This is a genomic window from Polynucleobacter rarus, assembly GCF_003072505.1.
GTDB lineage: Bacteria > Pseudomonadota > Gammaproteobacteria > Burkholderiales > Burkholderiaceae > Polynucleobacter > Polynucleobacter rarus.
In genome coordinates this window covers 1,721,372-1,742,561 of the sequence record NZ_NTGB01000001.1, presented here as the reverse complement: position 1 = coordinate 1,742,561, position 21,190 = coordinate 1,721,372, and the positions used below count along the sequence as shown (strand labels likewise).

Sequence of the window (21,190 nt, the reverse complement as noted above, 5' to 3'; positions counted from 1 at the left end):
ATAGTATTATTTATTTATTGTAACAAACTTCAGGCCAATTACAGAATGGGCTATATTTTCTTAAAATCAGGTACAAATCAACCGTACCAAAAACGCCTACATTTGTTTTACAGAGGCTAACCGCCATGACCTTTAATATAGGTCTCTAAAAACTTAATTTGACTGCCCTGAAGTTCAATAATATTTTTTACTAAATCCCCAACTGAAATAACGCCGATTACTTTATTTTTTTCCAGCACGGGTAAATGTCTAATATGTTTATGAACCATAATTGCCATACACTCATCGACCGAGTTGGTTAGGGTGACAGACAGTGGATTTGCTGTCATGATTTTAGAAACATTAACCTGTTTTGGATTGTTGTGAGGTAATAACACTTTTATAGCGCAATCGCCTTGAGAAACGATACCAACTAAATTACCGTCATCAATTACTAAAATGGCCCTTACTCGATGATCTCTCATCAGTATTAAAACCTTCTCTACAGTATCTGTTGAGCTAACCGAAATGATAGTGTTATTTTTTTGTTCAATAACTTGTTTAACTGTTGTCATTAAAATCAACCTATTAAATGAAAATCGACTAAATTCGTTACTACGGAACTATTTTCTACTGAAACATCAACTATTGTATTCTTTCTCGCTAGTAGACAAAAGGAAAAAGAAATTTACGCCATTTTGTGTTGAAGTTATTTAAATCCTCAAGACTTAATCTTACTAACCATCCATTGATGTAAAAAATCAGCAATTTCTAAATTATTTTTTTCAAGCATAACCATATGACCATTACCGCGAATACCCCTGTCAGGTAATCGAATGAAATCGATTTGCGCTCCGGCTTGTTTTAAATACGCTGCGGTGCAATGATCGTAAGGTGCATGATAAGAACTCTCTGATACTGTCACTAAAATCGGAAACTTTTGAAAGTTGACTAACTGCCGTGGCGGATCAGCTTGCAAGGTACAAGCAATCAAATCCTTACCATCTGGTGATACTTGTACTTGAGTTTTGATTTGCTCAGGTGCTGTTACGACAGGTTTATAAGTAAGAGCAATATCTGTTATACCCCAAGCACGTGCTTTGGGGTTACCTGGTGCATTGTTATGAAATGGCGGACCGGACGGCTCAATGGCAACAATACCTTTAATCATTTGCGGACGAGCCTCCGCAATGACCCAGCCCAAAGGACCTGACTGTGAATGTGTTAACAAAATAGCCGGGCCAATTTTATCTAGCAAAGCAGCACCAGCGACTTGATTTAGAGTTTGCGTTTCGACATCACTTAATAATGACTCAACCTGCGTTGCATAAAAAGCATCAAACGTTGCGTCTCCTCGCTTACCCGATCCCGGCCATTGAGTGTGAAGTTTTGCCTGAGGCCAATTTCCCAATGTGGCTAACGCCGTAAAAAGTTGCTCAATTTGTGGCGCAGTATACATACGCAATTTGCCATTCACGTCTGGATGCCATGCCGACCGTCCGCGTGCTGGTTGGTCTACCATATAGACCACATAGCCCAAGTCTAGAAAATGCTCAGCCTACCCCTTTCGACCATCGGGTGTCATCATCCAATTGGTGGCCGTTTGTGCTGCACCGTGGATCAACACCAATGGATAAGGTTGTTTAACTTGTTGGGGCTGGAGTTTTTCAACATATATTTGTCCTTGCATGATTTCCTTACCCGGACTACCAACATAACTGCCACCCACGTAAAAGAAACTTCTATTAGGTACTGATTGGTTCGACAAATTGGCGCAAGCAGACAAGAAAAATATCAATGAACAGATCCAAAAACATTTGGGGGTTTTTAATTGCATATTGCACCTTATGAATGATTTTTCCGCGAAATAATGAAGAACAAAACGACTACTCACCTAGCGCGAGTATATGGAATCCTTGAAGGCAATTCAATCAGTAATTACGTTAGCAATGAATTCTAAACTTTGATCGATGAACGGCGATCTTACGCTAATACGATAGTTCTGTAATTTGACGCCACTAGAGTTGACTTGATGAGTAACCATTTTTTGGATATGCGTATCGATGGATGAGAACTCGGCGTACTGGGTTACTTTCATTAGCAAAATGAAAGCGACCAATTGGGGGGTTCTTGTGTTCAATCAAGTTTTATTCTAAAGTAAGACTAAAACTGACAGGAAAGAGTACGTTACTCTAATTTCAACACAAAAAATGAGGCATCCTGAAAGTAATAAAGTTGGGGACTTCGTCGTCTTTCTTCGTTGTCGATAATCCTCAAGAATGAAGGTATCGAAGTAAAAAAAAGTTAACGCTTATTAAAACAACAATTGACCTATTAGGGAGATAGATATGCCAAAAGACTTTTCAAGAAGACGCTTTTTAATAACGGCTAGTGCACTTGGTGCCATGAGCTCGATGAACTTATCTTTTTCGCAGACTCCTCCTAATTGGGAATTTCTTCCCCCCTTACCAGAGGCATCAGGTGAATTAGTCGGTGCAACTATTGGTAATACGATGTATGTGATGGCTGGGCTAGATGACATTGAGTTCTCACCGAAAGGCTTAAGCTATAAGTACGATAAAGCAACCAAAGCATGGACCAAACTCCAAAATATGCCATTGCCAGCTCATCATATTGCTTTAGTGCCACTCAATGGAAAACTATACGTGTTTGGTGGTTTTAATAAACCTAACCCAGAAAAAGAATGGAAGCCTCTGGATAACGCGTGGGAATATACGCCAGAAACAGATATATGGAAAGCCATTGCTCCATTGCCTAAAGCAAGGGGTGCGGCGCAAGCCGTAGTTGCCGGAGGTAAGATTTATCTGATTGGTGGTGCAAGGTCTAATTCAAAGAATGGCCCTGGTACACCAATTCCTAGAGGTTCAAATACGCATATTGTTATTGGCGATGTGGATGAATATGATCCCGCTACGAATAAATGGCGTTCAAGAACACCAATGCCAACCCCAAGAAATCATTTTATTGCTGGAGAAGTTGGGGGGAAAATTTACGCCATTAATGGTAGGATTGGTGCGGTTTTTGTCATTGCTTCCGATGTGACCGATGTCATTGAAGAGTACGATCCCGTCAGCGATACCTGGCTATTAGTCGGGCGTGCTCCAACGAGTCGAAGTGATGTAGGTGGTGGTGTTTATAACGGAAAAATTTATATCACTGGTGGAGAATATCAAGATACCAAGAGAAAAATGACGTTTTGGGCATTTGAAGCATATGATCCCGCTACGAAAACATGGCAAATTTTGCCCCATATAATGGTCGCTCGACATGGTTTTGCAGCTGCCATGATGGGGAATGAGCTACATATTGTTGGCGGTAGTTTTCAATCGGACGGTATGCCTGGAGCGGCTTCTCCAATACCCTCTCATGAATACTATAAGCTTTAAAAGAGCAAACATTATGATTTCTTGATTCTAGTGGTAAATTAATTTCGTCAACTAGATTACATTTACCTTAATCATATGCGGGTGTCTGACTCAAGAGGATTAATTTCATTCGGCTATAAAATGTCTTAGTGAAAGATTCCAAGTTCAATTATCTAGAGCTTAAGGGAGTAACCATCTCTTATCTTGGCTCCCTAAAATCTGACAAGGTCTTATTATTCCTTGGACGAAACAATTCACATAAAAACTCAATCCCCCTTCAAGAGCTTTTGAATAGGCTGATTTTGGATGGATATCTTCTCGTCTGGACCAAAGAGAGAACTCAATTAATTAGTGAGTTTTTAGAAGAAAAAAGTAAAAAAGTAGTAAGTTTTCTCGATAGAATCCATGGTCCACAAGAGCGACCAATCAAAGTTTGGACGCTAAGATTCGTTAGGGGATTGATCTTGATTTTTCATCCATCCAAGTGGAATTATTTTATTCATTGGGTCTTTGTTAGGCAGATTAATGGCCAAAACCAAGTCATCAGAAAAGTCATCCAAACACTGGGTGAGAATAAATCCATCTTTATCCTATCTAATTCGGCTGGGGGTATTACCGCTTCGGCTTTAGCGAACTTACCAACGATAAATGGAATTATTTGTTTTGGATATCCGTTCAAGCATCCCGATAAAGGGGAAGAAGGTTATAGAACGAATTGTCTCAAAGATATTCAAAAGCCATTTCTGATTATTCAGGGCGCTAATGATGAGTATGGCGGGAAAGAAGTTCCGCATCGTTATGTCCTTTCACCATGTATAGAGTTTGAATTTGTTGAAGCGACACACGAGTACGAAAACCTTTCAGCTGACGACTGGGCTAGGGTTACTCATAAGATTGAGACATTGCTCCAAACCAAATAAATTATGCTACATGAAAATTCAGCCGGAGGATGTTTTGACACCTATTGGGAGACTGATACTGAATAGAACTACCGACACAGGAATTTTTAATCCAATTTTCAACTACTTCTTACCGAGATCTAGCTGTTTATTAGTTGCCTTGAAGACTTCCAATAAGGGTTTGAACGTTAGTCGATGTTTTCATATTGAATCCTTTCTATGTCGGCTAATCCCCCTAAGAAATCAGACACCCGTTTTCTATCAGTTCACTTTGGAATTTGTAAACTGAGTTATTACTAATCCCAAGATCAGCAATCCAACTCCTACAAGTCTCAACATGCTAACTGGACGCATAGCAGCACCAAATAAACCAAAATTATCTATTACAACGGACATAATGATTTGGGCAACAACTATGAAGACTATAAAATTAACGACTCCAATACGCGGCGAAATAATCGTCGCACTGATTATATAAAAACCCATAATCAATCCACCTAACAGCTCTATGGGTTTTGCCTCTGAAATCCTACCAAGATCTGGAAATGATCGGGTTAATACCAAGCTGACTAACAAACAAAACAGCAGGCCAACACACGATGCGATAACTGGAGCATGAAGTGTAACTCCCAAAGTCCTTCCAAGTCTGCCATTAATAATTCCTAAGATTGGAATAAGACTACCTGAAAGTAAGGCCCACATAGCGTATTTCAAATAGTCCATGATGAGACTTCCTTCCATTGATTATTGTGGTCTAAATAATTTAAAAAGTTGTTCTTTGCCAATAGTGAAGTAATCACCTGGTCCACCGCCTCGAAGAACATGACCAGCTTCTGAAGTTTCATAAATCCCTTCTTTTAATAAAGAATTGCTGATATGAATCTGGACAACTTCGCCAAGCACTAGCCATGACTGCACCTTTTCACCTGAAATGCCTTTGAGCTGAACAATTTCAGTGCACTTACATTCAAAAGCAACTTTGGATCTAGCAACTCTGGGTGGAATGACCAAAGTAGATTTAGCTTGTTCAAGACCTGTTGCATCAAATTCACTAACTTCAGGGGGATAAGGAGCACACGATTGATTCATGGCTTCTACCAAATCAGTTGTAACCAAGTTCCAAACAAATTCACCAGTCTCTTCAACATTTCTTAGAGTGTCTTTATAACCAACGCTAGAAAAACCAACAATCGGTGGGACATAGTTAAACGCATTAAAGAAGCTATAAGGAGCCAGATTAACTATACCCGCCTTACTTTTTGTTGAGATCCACCCAATCGGTCTCGGACCAACAATGGCGTTAAAAGGATCGTGTGGTAATCCATGGCCATTCTTTGGTTCGTAAGAATACATATCTGTCATCAAAACTCCTTAAACGAGTGGTGGTACTAACGCCTCTAATTTGGATATAGCCACTTTTACTGCTGGACGTTGTGCTATCTGTTCATACCACCGCTTTACATGAGGATAGTCTACCAAATTTATTCCAGCAAAAGCACTTCGCCACATCCAACCAAGGTGTGCCATATCAGCAATGGTGTATTCATTACCAGCAACAAACTCTTTATTTGCTAAGAGCGCATCTAACAATCCGGTTAAGCGTTTCGACTCACCAAAAAATCGATCAATAGCCATTGGTACTTTTTCAGAGGCTAACTTTTGAAAAAATCCTGAGTTGCCAAAGGCAGGACTGATGCCAGAAGCATGAAAGAATAATTGCTCAAATACAATAGCTTTTTCTTCCACGGTAGTTGGCAGGAATTTGCCATACTTTTCAGCCAAATAAACCAAAATTGCTGCTGACTCTGTCAACACAAATTCATTTCGTCTACCCTCTGGATCAACTAGAACAGGTACTTTTGCGTTTGGATTGAGCTTTAGAAACGCATCCACTTTTTGTTCTCCCTGACGAATATTGACGGGGAGTAATTCGTACTCCAATCCAAGCTCTTCCATCATGATGACAGGCTTGAGATTATTTGGCGTAGCAAAAACATATAACTTCAAAATAAGATTTCCTTTACTGTTGCTGTCCTCTAAAAAGACCTATTCAAAAAATTAGCTGATTGCAGGTGCCGCTGGAAAATCGACTGGCACTTTTGTTGTGCCATGTAAATAGTTACTAATAACTTTATCTCCAATAACAACGATTGCATCAATAAGGTTTGCTTCACTCCAACCAGCGTCGAAGAAAGCCTGAACGAATAGTTGATTAGCGTGACCACGATCAACAACAATATTCTTAACCAATATTGCCAAAACATCTAAACGCTGATCAAATGACGCTGTTCCTTTACGGATTTCTATGATTTGTTCGTCTGTAAAACCAAGCATCTTCCCTAACGCTGTATGAGCGGCTAGGCAATATTCACAATTGTTTACTTGACTCACCACCAAGTTAATGACTTCACGAGCTTTAGGTGGCAAAGAGCTCTTGGCATTTTGCAGGGCCAAGTAAGTTCCTAAGGCCGTCTCTGAGTGTGCAAAGGTAGCATAGAGATTGGGAACAAACGATAACCCTTTTTTAAGTTGATCAAATATCGCTTGATTAGCTGGACTAACTTGTTCATAAACTGGTACTCGAATGATTTTCATCATAGCTCCTTAATTAAAGAAGTATTGATTCTGATTCATTCAAATTAAGAATACTAGATAGATAATAGAGCTATCATATATTCTTATTTAGAATATATTCATTATGGACAAACTATCCGCCATCCAAACCTTTGTTCGCGTAGCTGAGGCCGGCAGCTTTTCTGCAGTGGCAAAGGAGCAAGGCACATCCCAAAGCTCCGTCAGCAAAAGTGTTGCGGCCCTAGAAAAAGTTTTAGGCACACAATTACTAAGCCGTACTACACGCTCTATTTCACTAACGGAGGAAGGTGAGCGTTACTTTGAACAAGTTAGACGCTTGGTTGCTGAAATACAAGATGCCGAGTTAGCACTAAAAAAAGGTGAGCATCAACTAATCGGTATATTAAGAGTAGCAGCCCCAGTCGGTTATGGTCGTAAAGTTTTATTACCATTAATTGATCAGTTTTTAACACAGCACCCTGAAGTGAAAATTGATTTGAATTTGAATGATGGATTTATTGATATTGTTGAACAATGTATCGATGTGGCTATTCGAATTGGTGAACTACCTGATAGCTCACTTCTTGCAAAGAGGGTAGGGACAACTTATAGGGCATTGATGGCTAGCAAAGGCTACTTAAGGAAGATTAAAAAAACCATTGGTGTACCTCAAATACCCTCAGATATTGAACAACATGAGTGCGTGATTTATACAGGACTTCAACATATGGTCAGGGTGCTTCAGCTGAGTTAGTTGTTATGACTACAATTTTTGCAGCTGATCACTATGGTCTACCGGTATCAACTACCCAGGTTTTATCTTCTGGAATGGCTGGAACAATGGTTGCGAATGGGTCAGGTATGCAAGCAAGCACGATTCGTAGTTTAGCTCTCGCTTGGCTCTTAACCTTACCTGTAGCAATGTGTTTATCTGCGCTGCTATTCTTTCTATTTAGTCAGATTTTTTAATTAATATTGCTTTAGATAAAAACCGCCTCTTTTATTTGGCGGTTTTTTTATTAGGAAAAACCCTAAAAATGACAATTTTGAAATAAGTCTTTCATCAATTTAGTCTACAAATAAAAAATTATCTATTTTTTAACAAGAAAGGGAACACTATGTCACACGCACAAGACGCAAAAACAATCAGTGATGAGCACCATGAGTTACAGTATGTGGCGACGAAGTATAGTTGCACAATTGACCAGGTGAAACAAGCTAAAAAGGATGCAGGAACCAATGAGCGTCAAGCTGTATATGCTGCGCTTGAAAAGATTTTAGCTAACTAATACAGCCACTAGCTATAGCTTTAAAAATTGTAGCTAGTGTTTTTGAGATTTATACCGTTTCAGTATTAATCTAGATTAGTCTTCTCCCCAAAGACTAGATATGGGCACAGCCCAAATCCGATCTCCAACTGGCAGAGTTTCTGATCCGTCATACAGTAAAACTCCCATTTGAAAATTCTCACCACAAATTGTGGCAAGCTTTTTTAAACCTTTTAAATGCGTATCTTTGACTGTTGCAGTTGCTTTCACTTCAATTCCAACTACTTGACTACGTGCATTTTCAAGAACGAAGTCGACTTCTACTTTTTCTAAATCTCTGTAGAACATTACTTGATAGTCTTCGTTTGAAGTAGTGATATGTTTTAGTATTTCGCTGTAAACAAAACTCTCCAGCACATTACCAAAACGGCTTCGATCGATGAGGACTTCTTGTTTATTTAGGCCAATTAAGGTACTTAAAAGACCAGAGTCAATAAACTGTAATTTAGGAGTTTTCGTAATTCGGCCAAGTTGATTATTTGAAAAAACCTCAATTCTGCGCAAAAGATACATCTTTTCAAAAATACCTATGTATTTCGCTACAGTTTTACTATCCAATCCAACCTGTCCGCCTAATTGACTGTAGTTACAAATTTGTCCTGCAGTTTGCGCTAATCCCCTTAAAAATCTCGGTAATTGATCTAATTTTTCAATTTCTGCTATGTCACGCACATCGCGTTGGATGATTGAATCAATGTATTGCCTAAACCATGCCAATCTGCGATGGTCTTGTGACCTTGAGACGGCTTCAGGAAATCCACCATGTAATACACGATCTATTAGACTCTCGCCAATAGCAAGATTTCTAACTTTCAGAATTTGCTGAAGAAATAGGCGATCAACCCAATTTTCCTTCTGCCCCCCTAATTCACTTTGAGAGAGAGGTAACAAAACAAGTGTTTCCATTCGTCCAGCTAATGAATCAGCGACGGTAGGAAGTGTCATGATATTAGCCGAGCCAGTTAATAAAAATCTGCCTGGTCTGCGATCTTCGTCGACTGATTTTTTAATTGCTAATAGCAATTCCGGAGCACGCTGAATTTCATCAATGACCACATAATCTAAACTGCGAATAAGACCTTCGGGGTCTTCTTTTGCAGACAACCGGGTTAATTCATCATCCAATGTAAGAAAGCGTAATTTTTTTTCTTGTGTAACTTGCTTTACTAAGGTTGTTTTTCCAGCTTGCCTAGGTCCTGCAAGAAGCACAATAGGCGTATCCTGAAGAGCCTCTAAAAGCTTAGGTTCAATAGCTCGAGCAAAAAAATGTTGTGGATTCATAACCGTATTTTACTGTAAATTACGGAATTAATGTCAATAAATTACGGAATAAACGTCAATAAATTACGGAATTAAGGCGCTTAAATTACGGAATAAACATCCAAATATTGATATTTATTCAAGATACTTGCTAAGTAAAAGTGATTTTTACTTAGCAAGTTGAGATTCAATCAAGAGTAATGTTCGCAGCTTTAATTGCTGCTTTAGTTTCAACAATCTCTTTATTAAGCATTTCTGTCATCTTAGCTGGTGGTAAATAACGCAGTTCAATCCCAGCTAGTTCAGCACGTTTCTTTGTTTCAGGTAAAGCTAAGGCCTTCTCAACGCTACTAGACAAAGATTGAATTACATTTGCAGGCGTGCCTGCCGCAACGTATAGTGCAACCCATGATTCAAGCTCAAAGTTTCCACCGCCTGCTTCAGCCATGGTTGGGACATTCGGTAACATCGGGTGTCTTGTTTTACTCGTTACTGCTAAGGCCTTGAGTTTACCTGTTTGCACTGCGCCCATCACGGAAGGAGGTGTAGACATGAAGACTTGTACTTGACCAGCTAACACATCTGCCATAGCAGCTCCTGACCCTTTATAGGGTACATGGACCATTTCAATCCCTAACTTTTGCTTCAGAATTTCAGTGCCAATGTGTGAAACAGATCCATTGCCTTGCGAAGCATAGTTCAGTTTTTGTGGATTCGCTTTGGCATAAGCAATAAATTCTTTTAGATTATTTACTGGTATGGAAGGATGGATTGCAATGACGTTGGTGGACGTAGTAATTAAACCAATTGGGGTCAAAGACTGTAAATCCCATGGTAATTTATCCATCAAAATTGGATTAGATACATGGTAACCAGAGTAAGACACTAACACGGTATAGCCGTCTTTATTGCTTCTGGCAACTGCTTGATAGGCAATATTGCCACTACCGCCAGGTTTATTTTCAATAATGCTAGGCTGAGGCAAAATACTAGTTAAGGCATCTCCAATAATTCTGCCAGAGGTATCAACTAGGCCACCCGGAGGATTTGGGACTATAAAAGTAATCGGTTTACTCGGATAGTTTTGAGCGATCGAAAACGCACTCATCACCATATAAAGCCAAATTGCTAACAAGAATTTTTTTGAGTTCACTTTAGTGCCTTTACATGAATTATTAAACAAACAGTTTTAGTAAAAGATTATTGTATTTCAAATGCTATATTCATTGGGCTCTTGCTCAATGCTATGACTGGACGAGAGTGCTTGGTCTACTAATTTTTTATTTAGTGTAGGTGAGAATTGTTCAATGAAAAAATAGGTATAAGCCCTTAAGTAAGCATCCTTTTTAATGGCTAACTTTGTCGTATTCGTCCCAAATAAGTGACCGGCAGGTAACATCTCTAAATCCTTGTCACGATTCACATCGTAGGCCGCACCAGCGACGATACCAACCCCTAAACCCGTTTCAACATAAGTTTTGATCACATCTGCATCAATCGCCTCAAGAACGACGTCAGGAATTAGCCCTTTTCTGGCAAACGCTTCATTAATTTTTTTGCGACCCGCAAAAGCTACATCATAGGTAATAATCGGATACTGGACTAAATCTTCTAAAGCAAGTGGCTTTTTTTGAAGTAACGGATGGCCATGGGGTACAACCACAATATGCTGCCATTGATAGGCTGGCAAAGCAATAATCCCTGGCACCTTACTCAAACCCTCTGTAGCAATTGCAATATCCGCTTGATCATGCAAAATTAATTCAGCAAGATGTTCGGGGCTTCCTTGTTGGATGCTAACTCTGACTTTGGGAAACTTTTTAGTAAATTCAGAGATAACCTTAGGCAAAGCATATCTAGCCTGAGTATGTGTCGTTGCAATCACAAAATTTCCTTGGTCTGATGAAGCATACTCAGTACCAATCTTTTTGAGGTTTTCAATATCGCCCAAAATACGTTCAATCGCTTCAAGTATTTTTTTACCCGGTTCGGTTAAGTTACGGATTCTTTTACCGTGGCGGCGAAAAATCTCCACCCCTAGTTCATCTTCTAGCTCCAAAATTGCCTTAGAGACCCCTGGTTGTGATGTGAAGAGTGCTTTGGCAGCATCCGTGAGGTTGAAATTTTGACGAACTGCTTCTCTGACGAACCGAAATTGATGAAGATTCATGAGAAATACCTTTTCTTTATATTGATTTCGTTATATTAAAACGATTTTATATTATTTGTAAATCTAATTAAATGCCGTCAGAATGACGTCTATGGAAAATTCTCTCATTCAAACGATTCCTTACATCCTTTCTGGAGGACTTGTTGGCCTTTTAGTTGGGCTAACTGGGGTAGGTGGCGGGTCTTTAATGACGCCTTTATTAACCTTGATTTTTGGTATTTCACCCTCTGTGGCGGTCGGTACTGATTTAGCATTTGCCGCCATTACCAAAGGTGTTGGCACGATTGCTCATCGAATGCATGGTCATATTCGCTGGAATATTGTGAAGTTGTTGTGTCTAGGAAGTTTAACGACCGCATTGTTCACTTTATTAGTTTTAAAGCAAGTAGGTACTCTGAACGATCAATGGCAATCATTAATTAAAGTTTCGATTGGTATTTCAGTGATTTTGACCGCTCTATCCATCGTATTTAGAAAAAAAATGCTAGTTTGGTTAGATTCTCATCCCAAATGCCAACTTGAGGGGCATTCTTTACAGATAGCAACCATCATATTGGGTGCCGTGATTGGAGTATTAGTTACAATTTCATCTATTGGTGCTGGAGCAATTGGTGCAACAGGAATTTTGCTGTTATATCCAAAGCTAAAGCCTGCCGATGTAGCTGGAACTGATATTGCTTATGCTGTTCCCTTAACAGCGTTAGCAGGTTTAGGACACTGGTGGTTAGGGAATGTGAATTTTATGCTGCTTGGTGGACTACTGATTGGCTCAATACCTGCAATTTGGTTGGGCGCAAGGTTATCAAAACAACTGCCAGAGAGATATACGCGAACAGCTTTAGCTGTCGTGTTGACTTTGGTTGGTTTTAAATTAGTTATTTAATAGAATTTAGGATTTTTAATTTATGTATCAATATGACGCGATTGATCAACAACTAGTCGATGAGCGAGTTAACCAGTTTAAAGATCAGGTGCAAAGAAGAATAAGAGACGAAATCGCTGAGGATGACTTCAAACCTTTGCGTTTGCAAAATGGCTTGTACATGCAGCGCCATGCTTATATGTTAAGAGTAGCGATACCATATGGCATGTTGAGTAGTCGCCAACTCAGGAAATTAGCAGATATCAGTGATCGTTACGACCGTGGGTATGGTCACTTCACGACGCGTCAAAATATTCAATTTAACTGGGTGACTCTCGAAGAATCGCCCGCAATTTTGGCAGAATTAGCCAGTGTCGAAATGCACGCAATTCAGACTTCGGGTAACGTCGTGCGCAATATTACAAGTGACCCATTTGCTGGAGTTGCCAAAGATGAGCAAGTCGATCCAAGACCTATTTGTGAGTTGTTGCGTCAGTGGTCAACTTTACATCCTGAATTTGCCTTTTTACCAAGAAAATTTAAGATTGCGATTAATGGTGCGGACCATGATCGTGCCGTAATATTGGCACATGATGTTGGTTTACAACTTAAAAAAGATGCCAGCGGAGAAATCCTTGTTGATGTATATGTTGGTGGTGGCTTGGGTAGAACGCCTATATTAGGATCATTGATCAAAACGGACCTGCCATGGGCAAAATTACCTAGTTATTTATCAGCTATTTTACGCGTCTACAACCGCTTTGGTCGTAGAGATAATATTTATAAGGCACGCATTAAAATCTTAGTAAAAGCACTAGGTCCTGAAGAGTTTACTCGTCAAGTAGAAGCACAATGGCAAGATTGGCAGGACACGAGTGAAGACTTTTTACCAACGGAGTGGAACCGCGTCGCAAAATATTTTTCTGCGCCAAATTATTTAAAGCTTGCAGAAATTACTTCATCTTCCCTCATTGCGCTAGCCCCCGAAAAAGAACAAAAATCTTTTGGGCGTTGGTTAACAAGAAACGTTAAACATCATCAGCAGCAAGGTTATGTGAGTGTGACTTTGTCGTTAAAGCCTCATGGAACGGCAGCAGCTGGGGACGCAACTAGTTTGCAAATGCGTCAAGTTGCTGATTTGGCGGATGAGTATAGTTTTGGTGAGTTACGCGTTACTCATGAACAAAACTTAGTTCTAGCAGATGTTGAACAGTCAAGATTGTTTGAACTGTATCAAAAGGCGTCAGAGGCAAATTTAGTGATTCCAAATATTGGCTTATTGACTGATATGATTGTTTGTCCAGGCGGTGATTTTTGTTCCTTGGCGAATGCTAAATCTTTACCTATTGCCAGCGCCATCCAAGAGCGTTTTGATAATTTGGATTATTTGTTTGATTTAGGCGATATCTCTCTCAACATCTCTGGATGTATCAACTCTTGTGGTCATCATCACATTGGTAATATTGGTATTTTGGGCGTTGATAAAGATGGTTCAGAATGGTATCAAGTAACCCTAGGTGGTGCTCAAGGAAACCAAACCAGTATTGGTAAGGTCATCGGCCCGTCATTTGGCGCAGAACAAATGCCAGATGTAATTTCTGATGTGATTAATGTCTACGTCGAAAACCGTGAGCCTTCTGAAACTTTTGCTAGCACTGTAAGTCGAATTGGAATTACACCATTTAAAGAACGCGTTTATCCAGTTAAAAATATTGTGAATGAGGAATCAACTCATGCATAAAATTATTTCATATAAAAAGCTGGCAACACCCTCCATTCAAGATGATGTTTGGCAAGTTATCCGCTCTGATAAAGAGCAATTATCCGCGGACCTACCAGATGGAAAGCTGATTGTGCCATTTACGATGTGGCTTACTGAACAGCATAATCCAAAGTGGACCCAGCGTATCAAAGCAGGCGATATTGCCGTATGGTTTGGAGTTGAGGATGATGTCCAACTACAAGCAGATGTGATTCAGCAATCACTAGGTGTCTGGCCCCTGATAGCGATTGATTTTCCGATTTATAGAGATGGTCGAGGATTTAGTACGGCAGCAATACTACGCAAACGTTTTACTGCGGATAAAGAAATTCGTGCAATCGGTGATGTCCTAGTCGATCAACTAATCCAAATGGCTAGAGTTGGTTTTGATAGTTTCGATTTGCGCGCTGATCAATCGATTGAGGTTGGCTTGGCACAGTTTTCCATTTATCACGTGAGTATGCAAAATGATTGGCGTAGTGCTCGTTCACAATTAAAGACTGTGATCTCATGAAACCTGTTTTTTGGAAAATTCCAACTTCTCAACGAACACCAGCAAATATTCAGGAATTATTTGATAAGCTGGCGAAGCGATTACAGTTGATTACAACAGAGTATCAGCAGGTTAAGTTTGCAACGAGCTTAGCCGCTGAAGATATGGTCTTAACTGACGCCATTGCAGCTTTGTCGCTGCCGATTCAATTCTTTACCTTGAATACCGGTAGACTCCATGCCGTGACAGTGCAAATGGTTGAGCAAGTAAAAACTCACTATGGGATTCAAATTAAGTCTGTAATTCCAAATGAAGGGGATGTTAGTACATTCTTAGCACAATATGGTCTAAACGGCTTTTACGATTCTGAAGCTGCGAAAAAGGCCTGTTGTGGAGCACGTAAGGTGATTCCTTTGAATCAAGCTCTATCTGGAGCCGATGCATGGTTGTCTGGACAAAGAAGAGGGCAAGCGGTAACTAGGTCAGAACTTGATTTTCAAGAAGAAGATACAGATCGCAGCATGATGAAATTTAATCCTTTATTTGATTTTTCAGAAGAGGATGTTTGGGCTTACTTAACCCATCGAAATGTACCAATTCACCCATTACATTTTGAAGGTTATCCCAGTATTGGTTGTGAACCTTGTACTCGACCTGTCAAAGAGGGTGAGGATATTCGGGCTGGACGTTGGTGGTGGTTGCAAGGGGATAGTAAAGAGTGTGGCTTGCACGTAAAAGACGAAATAAATGAAATAGAAAATAATGACGAATCAACAATTACAAAATGAACACTTAGATTGGCTTGAAGCTGAGTCAATTTATATCATTCGTGAAGTGGCTGCACAATGTGCGAATCCGGCATTACTCTTTTCAGGTGGTAAGGATTCGATCGTGATGTATCACCTAGCGCGCAAAGCTTTTCAGTTTGGCACTCGTCCCATACAAATCCCTTTCCCTTTACTCCATGTAGATACCGGTCATAACTATCCAGAGGTCATCCAGTTTAGAGATGACATTGTCGCAAAGACGAATGCGAAGTTAATCGTTGCCCATGTGGAAGACTCGATCAAGAAGGGGACCGTAAAACTTCGCAAAGAAACGGATTCTCGTAACGCTGCGCAAGCCACGACCTTGCTTGAAGCGATTGAAGAATATGGTTTTGATGCCTTGATGGGCGGTGCAAGAAGAGATGAAGAAAAAGCGCGGGCCAAGGAACGCATCTTTTCATTTCGCGATGAGTTTGGTCAATGGGATCCTAAAGCACAACGCCCAGAATTATGGAATCTCTATAATGCCCGAATCCACAAGGGCGAAAATATGCGTGTTTTTCCCATTTCTAATTGGACAGAGTTGGATGTATGGCAATACATTGCCCGTGAAAATTTAGATTTACCAACCATTTACTTTACTCACCAACGTGAAGTGGTTCGACGAGGTGACTTATTATTTCCTGTGACTCCCTTAACACCCAAAGCAAGTAATGATCATAGCGAGCTGTTGTCGGTTCGTTTTCGTACTGTAGGGGATATCAGTTGTACCTGTCCAGTGCTCAGTGTGGCGGATAATCTATTCGATATTATTGCCGAAACTGCCTTGTCGGAAATTACGGAGCGAGGTGCTACACGAACGGATGATCAAACTAGCGAAGCATCGATGGAACGTCGTAAAAAAGAAGGATATTTCTAATGAGTCAAGGTTTAATCAGGTTTATTACCGCGGGTAGTGTAGATGACGGAAAGAGTACGCTCATTGGTAGGATGTTGTTTGACTCAAAAGTAGTCTTAGCAGACCAGTTGTTGGCCGTCTCTAAGACGAAATACGCAAGAGTGACATCGAGTGATGCCGCCATTGACTTAGCCCTTTTAACGGATGGCCTCGAGGCAGAGCGTGAACAGGGAATTACAATTGATGTCGCATATCGTTATTTTGCGACAGCCAAGAGAAAATTTATTGTTGCCGATGCTCCTGGTCATGAGCAATACACTCGAAATTTAGTAACGGGTGCTTCCCAATCCGATGTGGCGGTAATATTGATCGATGCCACTCGCGTAGATCTTTCGACTACACCCCCAACATTATTGGATCAGACGAAAAGACATAGTGCGATAGTGAAGTTGTTAGGTATTCGTCACATGATCTTTGCGATCAATAAGATGGATCTAATGGGGTTTGATGAAGTTGTTTTTCAACAAATTGAAACGGCTATTCAAGACCTTAAAAATACTTTATCTCTCGGTGAAATACAGTTAATTCCGATGTCAGCCTTATTAGGTGATAACGTTGTAACCCGAAGCGATCAAATGCCATGGTACTCTGGCCCAACTTTTATCGAGTATTTAGAAGACTTAGATATCTCTCAAGATTCCTACCTGACCGGTTTACGTTTGCCAGTGCAATATGTTGCTAGGCAGGATGGTAGTGCAAATGAAGACTTTAGAGGCTATCTTGGTCGAATCGAATCAGGAAAAATACAAAAAGGTCAGACTATTCAAGTTTTGCCAAGTGGACATGAAGCTAAAGTGACTGAAATCCATGTTGGGAATGACCACGCTAATAATATTTCGGAAAATGGCTCTGTGCAAGCAATTGCTGGTCAGGTAGTGACAATTTGTTTGGATCGTGATGTGGATGTTTCAAGAGGCGATATGATTGTTGAGCTAATAAACTCTAGCTCAATTGAAACTTCCCAGCCACATTTGGCCAAAAATATTATGGCTGACATTTGTTGGTTGGACCAAGATGCTTTATCCCTTGCTCGTAAATATATACTGCGCCATACTACTAATCAGGTATTTACAAAAATCAAATCGATTGAAACGGTGCTTGATGTGAAAACGTTGTCACATGGTTCACAAACGAATCACATGAAAATGAATGATATTGGAAAAGTGCAACTCACCTTACAAAAACCGATTGTGACGGATACTTTTATGCAAAATCCTTTGACGGGCGCCTTTGTACTCATCGACGAAAGTACCAACCATACTGTCGCTGCAGGCATGATTCGAGAGATTTTAGTTTGATATCCCCTCCTAACTCTCCTCTGCAAAATTCGACTGACTTAGATCGCAAAGTCTTGGGTAAAGTTTATTTAATTGGTGCAGGGCCCGGAGCGGCAGACTTAATAACGGTGCGCGGAGCGAGAATTTTAGCAAAAGCCGACATTGTTTTTTATGATGCTCTGGTCGACCCAAGTATGTTAGAGCTTTGCCCCCAAGCAAAGTTGGTACTCGTTGGTAAGCGTTGTGGCAAATTATCTACTGCGCAAACTTTTATTTCGAAGCGATTAGTGGATGCGAGTGAGCAATATGGTTTAGTTGTTCGACTCAAAGGAGGCGATCCGATGATTTTTGGTCGTGCAGATGAGGAAATCACCACTCTCAGAAAACATGGCGTTCCCTTTGAAATCGTGCCAGGTATTACTTCTGCTTTAGCTGCAGCTGCTAGTATTGAGCAGTCACTTACTTTAAGGGGCGTTTCGCGCAGTGTCGCGTTTGTAACCCTAGCTAAAGCAAAAGAAGAGGGGGACGAACCCAGCTCAAATCATCCTACTCTTTCAAACTTAGCAGATACGATGGTTTACTACATGGGCAAAAAGGATACTTCCACGATCGCTCATGGATTAATGCGTGCAGGTAAAGTTGCTGATACGCCTGCAGTAATTGTAGAGTCGATTAGTACCCCTGCTGAGCGGATTTTTAGAACGACCCTGTCAGAGCTAGCGAATGGCGTTGCACAGTCATGGTTGAGTGAAAACGCTCCTGCTATTTTGGTGATTGGTGAGGCGCTTCGCACCCATTCAATCGATTTGCTCGAAAGCGAAGCCCAAGATGGCTTGCAAAATCAAATCACTTTCACCGACAGCGCAAGAAGCGCTTAATTCGATATTTGGGAATTTTAATTTCGCGTCATCTAGCAACACAGGGAAATCTTTGCGTAAATGACCCCCCTGGCCAAAAAAGACCGGAATAATTTTGATATTTTGGATACTTTGATCGACTAAGCTTTGAATTGCCTCCTCCAAGCTTGGATTCATCATTTCTAAAAAAGCTAACTCACAGGGTATATTAGGGTGAGCAGATTGCCAAAGTTCTTTTAAACGATCAAAGGGCTCGCGCCACCGAATATCTCTGGCACCATGCCCAAAATAAATAATTCCTGTTAGCGTCGAGATACCCATAATAAACCGCCGATTCCTAAAAGTAAGTAAATTGCAGGAGGAATAATGGCCGTGACCGGTGCTGTCCAGTCTGCCAGTAAACCTAAGTGTGAAAATAAAGTATTAAATAATTGAAAGCTCATCCCGAGCATGATCCCACCAAACACTTTAATACTAATTCCACCAGATCTCGCATGCAGATAACCAAATGGTAGGGCGAGGCTTAGCATGACTAAAATAGTAAAGGGATAGATGATTTTTTTCCATAGCGCAATACTGTAATTTTTACTATCTTGTAAGTTCTCTTGAAGGTGATTGGTAAATTTAATCAAGCTACTAATGGACATTCTTTCAGGGCTAATTGATAAGACAGAAAGAATTTCAGGCGTGACTTCAGACTTAAGCCTTTGGGTGGGTAATTTAATGGAACTAGCCTTATAGCTGGTATCTAAATCGGTAGCACCAACCTGTTCTTTTACTCGTGTTTCTGTGACATCCACCAAATTCCAAAAACCTCTTTCATCGTAACTTCCTGAAGCAGCTTCTCGGATCACAATCAAATAACGATTTTCATCAAACTCGTACATCCTAATCCCCATGATTTCAGCCCGATTTTTAATCGTGTTGACATTCACAAAGCGCACACCCGGCAGAATGGGGCCTGGCCCATCAGGATCTTGTAATTTATCTTTTACCCAAGTGCCCGATTTGAAACTTAGCCCAGTTGCAGAGCCCACCGCATTAGCCCTTATTTCTTCAGCTTTGGTGTCACAGTAAGGGCCGACAACTTCACTTAACATCAAAGTAAAAAAAACAATTGGAATGCCAACTTTAAAAAGGGTCCAAAGTCCTTTGGGGATATTTAAACCTGCCATTCTTAAAATCGTAAACTCAGACTGACTTGCCATCTGAGCAAAAACATAGATCGAACCAATTAAGCCAGCAATTGGGATAATTTCAACCAATCTACCTGGCGCCTTGAGAATAATGTGAAGAAACGCCAAATAATTATTGTAGTTTCCCATTAGGGAATTAATTTCATTGAGGTAATCAAAGAAAATAAATAGGGTAATAAGGGCAAAAAGAATAAATGCAAAGATCTGATAGATCTGCCTCGCTAAATATTGCTCATAAATTTTAGGAAAAAGTAGGGAGAGCATTATATTTTTTTACCACCTGGAATTTGTCTTTTCCACCAGACAATTGAAGGATTTAAGCGGTGATTGACTAGAAGCATAGCAGTGATAAAAGCCAATAAATGAAGTGGCCAAACCGCATTCGTGAAGCTTTCTTTCGAATCTGAAACTAAAGTTTGTGAAATGTTTAATAAATTACTATAAATTAGGTAAATCAAAACCGCATAAAGGAGCGCAATGTAATTCCCCCTTCTTGGATTTACATAGGCTAAGGGGATGGCAATCAAAATTAGCCCCAAAGCCATTAAAGGCAGACCGATGCGCCACAATAACTCCCCATTGGCAATAGGGGTATGCGTTTTGAGTAGCTCTAAAGTGGGAGATTCTTTGGAACTTAAATTAACGGGTGATTGTGCCTTCTTTTCAATATCGACGGTATATTGTTTAAACTCCAAGATCTTAAAGTCCCCCTCAGTTGGCTTACCTTCATAACGGCGACCGTTAAAAATTTTTACCACTTTAGTACCGTCTGGTAAGTTTTCAATATAACCTGACTCCGACATGGCAACTGTTAGCCTTTGATTACGAAAGTCAGTAACAAAGACATTTTGAATTTCATTCGAAATACTATTGATTTTTTCAACAAAAAAGACTCTTCCTGAATTGGCTGATTCAAAAAACTGCCCAGGAACTATCATTGAGGCTTCATCACGCCCTTTAAATTTTTGCGTAATTTCGGTAGTTTTTGCGTTGGACCAAGGCCAAATGAAAAGTGACAGGGCAGTAATAATGATCAACCAAGGGAAAGCAAAGCGTAATACTGGGTAATAGAGCCTTTTGAGACTTAAGCCACTGGCATACCAAACTACCATTTCTGAATCTTTATGCCAGCGAATCAAGACAAAAATAATGGCAATAAAAATAGATACAGATAAAAGCACCGCAATATAACCAATCATTGCTAACATAATGAGTATGATGACATCTTTAGGACTGACAGAACCAGTTGCAGCGAAACCTAAGATACGAATGACTAAGGTGGTCATCATGATCGTGATTAAAACCAAAAAAACACCGCCCGTAGTATAGGTGAGTTCTTTTCTTAAGGCTTTTTCATAAATCATGGTGCTATTGAGTGGATAATATAATTTTAATTAAATGACTTTTAACGAACGGCAAAAG

The 21,190-nt window shown here is 40.1% G+C and carries 25 protein-coding genes and 1 pseudogene; 12 read left to right on the top strand and 14 right to left on the bottom strand.

Going from position 1 to position 21,190, the window contains the following annotated elements; genetic code table 11:
- Positions 1 to 116: 116 nt before the first annotated feature.
- The 4 genes from AOC35_RS08230 to AOC35_RS15545 all read right to left on the bottom strand — a co-directional run bounded on the left by AOC35_RS08230 (position 117) and on the right by AOC35_RS15545 (position 2,077).
- A complete protein-coding gene (locus AOC35_RS08230; RefSeq protein ID WP_108646628.1) occupies positions 117 to 554 on the bottom strand; it encodes a CBS domain-containing protein in 438 nt (145 codons plus the stop codon).
- A 146-nt stretch (positions 555 to 700) separates the two neighbouring features.
- Positions 701 to 1,501, bottom strand: coding sequence for an alpha/beta hydrolase family protein (locus AOC35_RS08225; protein ID WP_108646627.1), 801 nt, complete (start codon positions 1,499 to 1,501; stop codon positions 701 to 703).
- Positions 1,502 to 1,537: 36 nt separating this feature from the next.
- Positions 1,538 to 1,816, bottom strand: coding sequence for an alpha/beta hydrolase family protein (locus tag AOC35_RS08220; RefSeq protein ID WP_108646626.1), 279 nt, complete (start codon positions 1,814 to 1,816; stop codon positions 1,538 to 1,540).
- Positions 1,817 to 1,906: 90 nt separating this feature from the next.
- On the bottom strand, positions 1,907 to 2,077 hold the full coding sequence (locus AOC35_RS15545) for a hypothetical protein (RefSeq protein ID WP_159077525.1): 171 nt from the start codon (positions 2,075 to 2,077) through the stop codon (positions 1,907 to 1,909).
- Between the two features lie 250 nt (positions 2,078 to 2,327).
- Here AOC35_RS15545 and AOC35_RS08215 point away from each other — a divergent pair, with 250 nt between their 5' ends.
- Together AOC35_RS08215 and AOC35_RS08210 are read left to right on the top strand one after the other, a co-directional pair.
- Positions 2,328 to 3,386 (top strand): Kelch repeat-containing protein, encoded by a 1,059-nt coding sequence (locus tag AOC35_RS08215; protein ID WP_108646625.1) that lies wholly within the window; start codon positions 2,328 to 2,330, stop codon positions 3,384 to 3,386.
- A 266-nt stretch (positions 3,387 to 3,652) separates the two neighbouring features.
- A complete protein-coding gene (locus AOC35_RS08210; RefSeq protein ID WP_159077524.1) occupies positions 3,653 to 4,285 on the top strand; it encodes an alpha/beta family hydrolase in 633 nt (210 codons plus the stop codon).
- Positions 4,286 to 4,525: 240 nt separating this feature from the next.
- Here the strand turns inward: AOC35_RS08210 and AOC35_RS08205 are convergent, their stop codons facing one another.
- The 4 genes from AOC35_RS08205 to AOC35_RS08190 are packed head-to-tail and all read right to left on the bottom strand — an operon-like array spanning position 4,526 to position 6,859.
- A complete protein-coding gene (locus tag AOC35_RS08205) occupies positions 4,526 to 5,005 on the bottom strand; it encodes a DMT family transporter (protein ID WP_108646623.1) in 480 nt (159 codons plus the stop codon).
- Positions 5,006 to 5,008: 3 nt separating this feature from the next.
- The gene (locus AOC35_RS08200; protein WP_108646622.1) at positions 5,009 to 5,626 is read right to left on the bottom strand and encodes a flavin reductase family protein; all 618 of its coding nucleotides are present in this window, start codon (positions 5,624 to 5,626) and stop codon (positions 5,009 to 5,011) included.
- A gap of 9 nt (positions 5,627 to 5,635) precedes the next feature.
- On the bottom strand, positions 5,636 to 6,271 hold the full coding sequence (locus tag AOC35_RS08195) for a glutathione S-transferase family protein (RefSeq protein ID WP_245898461.1): 636 nt from the start codon (positions 6,269 to 6,271) through the stop codon (positions 5,636 to 5,638).
- Between the two features lie 51 nt (positions 6,272 to 6,322).
- Positions 6,323 to 6,859, bottom strand: coding sequence for a carboxymuconolactone decarboxylase family protein (locus tag AOC35_RS08190; protein WP_108646620.1), 537 nt, complete (start codon positions 6,857 to 6,859; stop codon positions 6,323 to 6,325).
- A 103-nt stretch (positions 6,860 to 6,962) separates the two neighbouring features.
- Between AOC35_RS08190 and AOC35_RS08185 the strand changes: the two genes are divergently transcribed.
- The 3 genes and pseudogenes from AOC35_RS08185 to AOC35_RS08175 all read left to right on the top strand — a co-directional run bounded on the left by AOC35_RS08185 (position 6,963) and on the right by AOC35_RS08175 (position 8,127).
- Positions 6,963 to 7,592 (top strand): LysR family transcriptional regulator, encoded by a 630-nt coding sequence (locus AOC35_RS08185; protein ID WP_108646619.1) that lies wholly within the window; start codon positions 6,963 to 6,965, stop codon positions 7,590 to 7,592.
- Positions 7,562 to 7,807 (top strand): annotated as a pseudogene (locus AOC35_RS08180) (inorganic phosphate transporter); the annotation flags it as partial. The gene AOC35_RS08185 and the pseudogene AOC35_RS08180, both read left to right, overlap by 31 nt.
- Positions 7,808 to 7,956: 149 nt before the next feature.
- Positions 7,957 to 8,127, top strand: a complete 171-nt coding sequence (locus tag AOC35_RS08175; protein WP_108646617.1) for a DUF3606 domain-containing protein — start codon at positions 7,957 to 7,959, stop codon at positions 8,125 to 8,127.
- 75 nt (positions 8,128 to 8,202) lie between these two features.
- Here AOC35_RS08175 and AOC35_RS08170 read toward each other — a convergent pair whose 3' ends face one another.
- The 3 genes from AOC35_RS08170 to AOC35_RS08160 form a co-directional block, all read right to left on the bottom strand.
- Positions 8,203 to 9,447 carry an ATP-binding protein gene (locus AOC35_RS08170; RefSeq protein WP_108646616.1) on the bottom strand — a complete coding sequence of 415 codons (1,245 nt, stop codon included), beginning with the start codon at positions 9,445 to 9,447 and terminating at the stop codon, positions 8,203 to 8,205.
- A 166-nt stretch (positions 9,448 to 9,613) separates the two neighbouring features.
- On the bottom strand, positions 9,614 to 10,579 hold the full coding sequence (locus AOC35_RS08165; RefSeq protein ID WP_425440624.1) for a Bug family tripartite tricarboxylate transporter substrate binding protein: 966 nt from the start codon (positions 10,577 to 10,579) through the stop codon (positions 9,614 to 9,616).
- A gap of 57 nt (positions 10,580 to 10,636) precedes the next feature.
- On the bottom strand, positions 10,637 to 11,596 hold the full coding sequence (locus tag AOC35_RS08160) for a CysB family HTH-type transcriptional regulator (protein ID WP_108646615.1): 960 nt from the start codon (positions 11,594 to 11,596) through the stop codon (positions 10,637 to 10,639).
- Between the two features lie 91 nt (positions 11,597 to 11,687).
- On the opposite strand from AOC35_RS08160, the gene AOC35_RS08155 reads away from it, so the two are divergent.
- The 7 genes from AOC35_RS08155 to cobA are packed head-to-tail and all read left to right on the top strand — an operon-like array spanning position 11,688 to position 18,593.
- On the top strand, positions 11,688 to 12,479 hold the full coding sequence (locus AOC35_RS08155; RefSeq protein WP_108646614.1) for a sulfite exporter TauE/SafE family protein: 792 nt from the start codon (positions 11,688 to 11,690) through the stop codon (positions 12,477 to 12,479).
- Positions 12,480 to 12,501: 22 nt separating this feature from the next.
- Positions 12,502 to 14,199 carry a nitrite/sulfite reductase gene (locus tag AOC35_RS08150; protein ID WP_108646613.1) on the top strand — a complete coding sequence of 566 codons (1,698 nt, stop codon included), beginning with the start codon at positions 12,502 to 12,504 and terminating at the stop codon, positions 14,197 to 14,199.
- On the top strand, positions 14,192 to 14,734 hold the full coding sequence (locus AOC35_RS08145) for a DUF934 domain-containing protein (protein ID WP_245898460.1): 543 nt from the start codon (positions 14,192 to 14,194) through the stop codon (positions 14,732 to 14,734). The genes AOC35_RS08150 and AOC35_RS08145 overlap by 8 nt, the downstream gene beginning before the upstream one ends.
- Entirely contained in the window at positions 14,731 to 15,501 is a 771-nt protein-coding gene (locus tag AOC35_RS08140; protein WP_108646611.1) for a phosphoadenylyl-sulfate reductase, read from the top strand. The genes AOC35_RS08145 and AOC35_RS08140 overlap by 4 nt, the downstream gene beginning before the upstream one ends.
- Positions 15,476 to 16,399 carry a sulfate adenylyltransferase subunit CysD gene (gene cysD, locus AOC35_RS08135; RefSeq protein ID WP_108646610.1) on the top strand — a complete coding sequence of 308 codons (924 nt, stop codon included), beginning with the start codon at positions 15,476 to 15,478 and terminating at the stop codon, positions 16,397 to 16,399. The genes AOC35_RS08140 and cysD overlap by 26 nt, the downstream gene beginning before the upstream one ends.
- On the top strand, positions 16,399 to 17,736 hold the full coding sequence (locus AOC35_RS08130) for a sulfate adenylyltransferase subunit 1 (RefSeq protein ID WP_108646609.1): 1,338 nt from the start codon (positions 16,399 to 16,401) through the stop codon (positions 17,734 to 17,736). The genes cysD and AOC35_RS08130 overlap by 1 nt, the downstream gene beginning before the upstream one ends.
- A gap of 53 nt (positions 17,737 to 17,789) precedes the next feature.
- Positions 17,790 to 18,593 (top strand): uroporphyrinogen-III C-methyltransferase, encoded by an 804-nt coding sequence (gene cobA, locus AOC35_RS08125; protein ID WP_425440642.1) that lies wholly within the window; start codon positions 17,790 to 17,792, stop codon positions 18,591 to 18,593.
- Here cobA and AOC35_RS08120 read toward each other — a convergent pair.
- From AOC35_RS08120 to lptF, 3 genes are read right to left on the bottom strand one after another with little or no spacing between them, the layout of a single operon-like run.
- A complete protein-coding gene (locus AOC35_RS08120) occupies positions 18,513 to 18,893 on the bottom strand; it encodes a sirohydrochlorin chelatase (RefSeq protein WP_108646608.1) in 381 nt (126 codons plus the stop codon). The two genes, cobA and AOC35_RS08120, sit on opposite strands and share 81 nt — an antisense overlap.
- Positions 18,875 to 20,032: an LPS export ABC transporter permease LptG gene (gene lptG, locus AOC35_RS08115; protein ID WP_108646607.1), complete on the bottom strand. Its 1,158-nt coding sequence runs from the start codon at positions 20,030 to 20,032 to the stop codon at positions 18,875 to 18,877. The genes AOC35_RS08120 and lptG overlap by 19 nt, the downstream gene beginning before the upstream one ends.
- On the bottom strand, positions 20,032 to 21,132 hold the full coding sequence (gene lptF / locus AOC35_RS08110) for an LPS export ABC transporter permease LptF (RefSeq protein ID WP_108646606.1): 1,101 nt from the start codon (positions 21,130 to 21,132) through the stop codon (positions 20,032 to 20,034). Before lptF ends, lptG begins: the two co-directional genes overlap by 1 nt.
- Between the last annotated feature and the right edge of the window lie 58 nt (positions 21,133 to 21,190).

Excerpts from the sequence above, each read along its gene's own strand:
- AOC35_RS08230 (WP_108646628.1), bottom strand. The coding sequence starts at position 554 with ATGACAACAGTTAAACAAGTTATTGAACAAAAAAATAACACTATCATT.
- AOC35_RS08225 (WP_108646627.1), bottom strand. The coding sequence starts at position 1,501 with ATGGTAGACCAACCAGCACGCGGACGGTCGGCATGGCATCCAGACGTG.
- AOC35_RS08220 (WP_108646626.1), bottom strand. The coding sequence starts at position 1,816 with ATGCAATTAAAAACCCCCAAATGTTTTTGGATCTGTTCATTGATATTT.
- AOC35_RS15545 (WP_159077525.1), bottom strand. The coding sequence starts at position 2,077 with ATGAAAGTAACCCAGTACGCCGAGTTCTCATCCATCGATACGCATATC.
- AOC35_RS08215 (WP_108646625.1), top strand. The coding sequence starts at position 2,328 with ATGCCAAAAGACTTTTCAAGAAGACGCTTTTTAATAACGGCTAGTGCA.
- AOC35_RS08205 (WP_108646623.1), bottom strand. The coding sequence starts at position 5,005 with ATGGAAGGAAGTCTCATCATGGACTATTTGAAATACGCTATGTGGGCC.
- AOC35_RS08200 (WP_108646622.1), bottom strand. The coding sequence starts at position 5,626 with ATGACAGATATGTATTCTTACGAACCAAAGAATGGCCATGGATTACCA.
- AOC35_RS08190 (WP_108646620.1), bottom strand. The coding sequence starts at position 6,859 with ATGAAAATCATTCGAGTACCAGTTTATGAACAAGTTAGTCCAGCTAAT.
- AOC35_RS08185 (WP_108646619.1), top strand. The coding sequence starts at position 6,963 with ATGGACAAACTATCCGCCATCCAAACCTTTGTTCGCGTAGCTGAGGCC.
- AOC35_RS08175 (WP_108646617.1), top strand. The coding sequence starts at position 7,957 with ATGTCACACGCACAAGACGCAAAAACAATCAGTGATGAGCACCATGAG.
- AOC35_RS08170 (WP_108646616.1), bottom strand. The coding sequence starts at position 9,447 with ATGAATCCACAACATTTTTTTGCTCGAGCTATTGAACCTAAGCTTTTA.
- AOC35_RS08160 (WP_108646615.1), bottom strand. The coding sequence starts at position 11,596 with ATGAATCTTCATCAATTTCGGTTCGTCAGAGAAGCAGTTCGTCAAAAT.
- AOC35_RS08155 (WP_108646614.1), top strand. The coding sequence starts at position 11,688 with ATGGAAAATTCTCTCATTCAAACGATTCCTTACATCCTTTCTGGAGGA.
- AOC35_RS08150 (WP_108646613.1), top strand. The coding sequence starts at position 12,502 with ATGTATCAATATGACGCGATTGATCAACAACTAGTCGATGAGCGAGTT.
- AOC35_RS08145 (WP_245898460.1), top strand. The coding sequence starts at position 14,192 with ATGCATAAAATTATTTCATATAAAAAGCTGGCAACACCCTCCATTCAA.
- AOC35_RS08140 (WP_108646611.1), top strand. The coding sequence starts at position 14,731 with ATGAAACCTGTTTTTTGGAAAATTCCAACTTCTCAACGAACACCAGCA.
- cysD (WP_108646610.1), top strand. The coding sequence starts at position 15,476 with ATGACGAATCAACAATTACAAAATGAACACTTAGATTGGCTTGAAGCT.
- AOC35_RS08130 (WP_108646609.1), top strand. The coding sequence starts at position 16,399 with ATGAGTCAAGGTTTAATCAGGTTTATTACCGCGGGTAGTGTAGATGAC.
- AOC35_RS08120 (WP_108646608.1), bottom strand. The coding sequence starts at position 18,893 with ATGGGTATCTCGACGCTAACAGGAATTATTTATTTTGGGCATGGTGCC.
- lptG (WP_108646607.1), bottom strand. The coding sequence starts at position 20,032 with ATGCTCTCCCTACTTTTTCCTAAAATTTATGAGCAATATTTAGCGAGG.
- lptF (WP_108646606.1), bottom strand. The coding sequence starts at position 21,132 with ATGATTTATGAAAAAGCCTTAAGAAAAGAACTCACCTATACTACGGGC.